Below are 3,409 nucleotides of genomic sequence, written 5' to 3' on the forward strand. Positions count from 1 at the left end.
ACCGCACCGCCGCCAAAAACCGTGCCAAGGCGATCACGCTTCCCCTGCTGAAAAAGCAGAACAAGAAGCGCCTTGTCGAAATAAACGTCAAAATTGAGGAGATCGACGCCGCCATCGAAAGACTCATCCTCGATGACGCGCGCCTCGCTCGCCGGTTAGGCTCCCAGGCGTCTCCAAGGTTACCGCCTCGCTTTGCTAATCGAAACGCCAGAGCTTGGGAGCCTAGAAGGCAAACAGGCCGCAAGCCTCGCTGGCCTCGCGCCCGTGCAAAGACAATCAGGCTCATGGAAAGGTCACGCCTACATTCGCGGCGGCTAGGCTTCCCTTCGCCAGGCCCTTTATATGCCGGCGCTCGTTGCCTCAAGGTTCAACAAGGACAGTCGAGCGCTCTATCAAAAGCTCATCGAGGCCGGGAAGCCCGCCAAGGTCGCCATTACCGCCGTTATGCGAAAGCTCGTCGTCCTTGCCAACGCCCTCCTGCGACATAACCGACCCTGGGCCGAAAACGCCCCTTGCGCATAACGGGTCTCTAGCCGCTTGGTAGGCGTTCGACTGCCGCACGTAAACGAAGGCGGCCCGGGCGAGGTGGTCGGGCGCGATTTCGGCCGAGAAGTGCCGACGGTGGCGCGGCGAACGGCCCGAACCTGTCTTCAGCCGGCGGCTTGCGGAGCACGGCTTTCTTTTGTCTCGTCTTGCTCCTTAAGCGCTACGATGAACCAGAAATCCTCTCTTCCTCAATCCAAGATCTGTCTCCGGAGTACTGAACCGGGAGCAAATGCAAATGAGCGCGCGAGCCTCATCATCACGACCACTCAAGTTTTAGCAAATGGGCAGGCGTGTTCGTGGATCTCAAAATGACAACCGCTTACTCGATCGACTGAGTTGCCGACCAAGCCGCGGGCGACCTACCCTCGTCCTCCCGGAACCTTACGATCCAAGACGCAGCCGGACCGAGTCAACAAGCTCTTCGGCGAAGCGGAGAGTGGACCGAAGAACAGCCATTTCATTCCGGGCAGCAGTTCCTTCGTCTTGCACTGCGATGGGGAACTCCATCCTTCCTTCGCCGGTCTGGACGCGAACGCCATAGAGCAATGTTCCATTTGGGTGTTGCTCAACTTTAGCCACTTGGACATCAACCATGGGTAGCCTCTCATGGATTTTTGGCAGGCGCGCTCGCCTTAACTTCGACGAACACCGAGGGGCAGTAGTGCTGATGCTCGCATCAGACGTAGTCAAGATCGCGTCGCTACAGGTGGATCACCGGTTCCCGCCCACAATGAGACTCTCTTGGTTTTCGGTCGTCAAGGTGAATATTTTTTCCTTGCCCACGCGGCCGAAGCAAGCTCGCGCTAAACGGTCGCGTTCTACGATAGCCTTACCGACACAGTATTATGGATTTGATGCATTTCGTCGCCAACCGCGGAGTGCAAAAAAAAACGCTAACAAGAGACACGAGGCAACGCTCGCGCTCTCTGAGAGGAACGAGAGAACGAACGATCCCAAATAGAGGGGTGGGCCAAGCCGGTAGTGACCGGTAATCCGCATAGCATTCTTATATTCCAAACTGTTTGCGTCTACCCCCAGAAGCTTTCCACCACTCGATGCATGTCGCCATAACCCGTGGAAGGCCAGAGCAATCGCCAGGAACGTCCCTGTGTAAAAGCTCGCCGCAACCTTTCCCTCCGGGTGCAAAAGATACTCTGCGAGCAATCCCGTTGGGAACGGAACGAAGGTGACAAACAGCAACAAAAGGCCGTTCCAATAAATCAGGATAAGATCCGATGTTTTGATTGCAGTGAATATCCAATGATGGTGCGCCCAAATGACGAGGATCGTAACGAAAGAGATGGTGAAGGCTAGATAGCTCGGCCAAATCGCGAAAAGCGCGGCCGCTAAACCTCGCGGCGCAATTGCTGTCGGATCAGGGATCTTGATCTCTAGAATGAGGAGTGTCACGGCGATTGCGAAAACCCCATCACTGAACGCCTCGATCCGGTGGGTTTTCGTATCTTGTTGCATTTCGCCCCTGCCTGATCACGACCCCTGCGAGGGCATCGCCCCTAAGACTTCTAAGAATCGTCACGGACACATCTGCCCGCGAAACGAGCCCATGCTTTCACGAGACCGCCCGCTTTCCGAAACCTTATTCGCCGACCTCTCACGTGAGAGCGAACGCCCTTCGCCCCCGGCGGGGAAACCCTCGCCTCTCCTTTGCGATGGATGGTTAGCCTCCACAACGTGGAAGGTTACTGTGCACGTCGGAAAGCCTTAGCAGACCTCACCGGCCTCGCTTCCGGCTGCTCTATCTCGCGAGACGACGTAAGGATATAGCGCCGTCGTCATGGAGGGGGCGGATTTCGAGCCAGAGTAATGTCTCTCGTTGAGAAGGGAACAGCCTCCGAGAAGCTTAGGTGCTAGCTCCTCGATCGCGAAGCGAATTGCCTCGCCCGCTCTCGCGAAACGCCGGTAGGCCGTGGCCACGGTCAGAGGAAGCCACGCGCTGACGGGCCAACGGGGAGAGAAGGTAGCGAGAGCGTGTAGCTGAACAAGATATGGCCTTATCCGTATCATTAGCAATGGCTGTGCCAAAGAAAATCCCACTCGATGTACGGTATTTGCGCTCACCGAGCCTGATGGTGCTTCGAGAGCTGGGCGCTCACAAAGCGGCGGGACGCTGTGTTGATGATCTTATCTGGCGCCAACGGGCTCGTCAGCTTGACGAGTGTTCCCTCAACCGCCGCCACATTCCAATTGGTCACCTCTTCGACCAATTCGCCATCCTCAGCAACAAGCATTGTGACGAGGTATTCTTTCCCGATCTCAAACATCTGGTTGGACATCTTCCACCTCCCGTTACTGTGGAAATCAAGCCTCTTCCCAAGAAAAAACCATGCGTGGGGATATAGAGCTTCGGGAGCGTTTTCGCGCCTTGGGTCGCTGCAGTGACGTCTGCGACGCTTGGCACATGACGCGCCAATTTGCAGGAACTCGGCGCCCGGCGCTGTGTTTCCGGGTTGCTCTCCAATCCATTGGTTCTGCGTTGGATGGGACGGGACCTGGGGCGCGGGCGCGGCGTTGTCACGTTAACGGCTGGGTAGCGCTTTTGGGCCGACAAGGGCGGACATGACCCAGCCGCCCGTGAGCTACAAACGCCATCGTTTCCCGCCGGAGATCATCGCCCACGCCGTCTGGCTCTATTTCAGGTTCCCGCTCAGCTTGCGCCTCGTCGAGGAAATGCTGCTCGAGCGTGGGATCGTTCTCTCCTATGAAACCATCCGCCGCTGGGCCATGAAATTCGGGCTGGATTACGCCCATCGCCTAAAGCGCAAGAAGCCCGGCCGGCGCGACGTCTGGCATCTCGACGAGGTCGTCGTCTCGATCAACGGCGAAAGGCGCTATCTCTGGCGGG

4 protein-coding genes are annotated in these 3,409 nt (G+C 57.3%); 2 read left to right on the forward strand and 2 right to left on the reverse strand.

Features of this window, described 5'->3' with window-relative positions:
• Positions 1-192 precede the first annotated feature (192 nt).
• Entirely contained in the window at positions 193-318 is a 126-nt protein-coding gene (locus ACR652_RS20805; RefSeq protein ID WP_434508386.1) for a transposase, read from the forward strand.
• A gap of 1,071 nt (positions 319-1,389) precedes the next feature.
• Here the strand turns inward: ACR652_RS20805 and ACR652_RS20810 are convergent.
• Both ACR652_RS20810 and ACR652_RS20815 read right to left on the reverse strand, forming a co-directional pair.
• The gene (locus tag ACR652_RS20810; protein WP_434508387.1) at positions 1,390-2,019 is read right to left on the reverse strand and encodes a TMEM175 family protein; all 630 of its coding nucleotides are present in this window, start codon (positions 2,017-2,019) and stop codon (positions 1,390-1,392) included.
• A 602-nt stretch (positions 2,020-2,621) separates the two neighbouring features.
• Positions 2,622-2,840, reverse strand: coding sequence for a hypothetical protein (locus ACR652_RS20815; RefSeq protein WP_434508388.1), 219 nt, complete (start codon positions 2,838-2,840; stop codon positions 2,622-2,624).
• Between the two features lie 283 nt (positions 2,841-3,123).
• Here ACR652_RS20815 and ACR652_RS20820 point away from each other — a divergent pair.
• A partial coding sequence (locus ACR652_RS20820) for an IS6 family transposase (RefSeq protein ID WP_434508389.1) occupies positions 3,124-3,409 on the forward strand: 286 nt, incomplete at its 3' end.

The organism is Methylocystis sp. (assembly GCF_051061225.1).
Taxonomy (GTDB): Bacteria; Pseudomonadota; Alphaproteobacteria; order Rhizobiales; family Beijerinckiaceae; genus Methylocystis.

What these genes read in the sequence shown, in the direction of transcription:
- ACR652_RS20810 (WP_434508387.1), bottom strand. Translation starts at nt 2,019, where the DNA reads ATGCAACAAGATACGAAAACCCACCGGATCGAGGCGTTCAGTGATGGG.
- ACR652_RS20815 (WP_434508388.1), bottom strand. Translation starts at nt 2,840, where the DNA reads ATGTCCAACCAGATGTTTGAGATCGGGAAAGAATACCTCGTCACAATG.